1 protein-coding gene is annotated in these 257 nt (G+C 62.3%); it reads left to right on the forward strand.

Annotation, left to right across the window (positions count from 1 at the left end):
• Nucleotides 1–28: 28 nt before the first annotated feature.
• A partial coding sequence (locus MKW15_RS24335) for a hypothetical protein (RefSeq protein WP_240862985.1) occupies nt 29–257 on the forward strand: 229 nt, incomplete at its 3' end.

Here is a 257-nt window from a genome sequence, read left to right on the forward strand (position 1 = left end):
CGGTGCCGGTGCGGGCGAGGGTGTTTCGGTGGCGGGCCTGGAGATCGCCCCGGTCGACCCAGGTGTTGTTGCTGCCCAGTTGGACCTGTACCTGTCGGTGCTGTCCGGCGGAGAGGGCCAAGACTGGCAGCTCGAATTGACTTATGCCGCTGATCTTTTCGACGAGCCACGAGTACGTCGCCTGCTGGATGGACTGGTCGGCGTCCTGGAGTTGGTGACCGCTGATCCGTCGATGTTGATTGGTGATTTGCCGATTC

It is taken from the genome of Gordonia gummivorans (genome assembly GCF_022513585.1).
Classification (GTDB): Bacteria; Actinomycetota; Actinomycetes; order Mycobacteriales; family Mycobacteriaceae; genus Gordonia.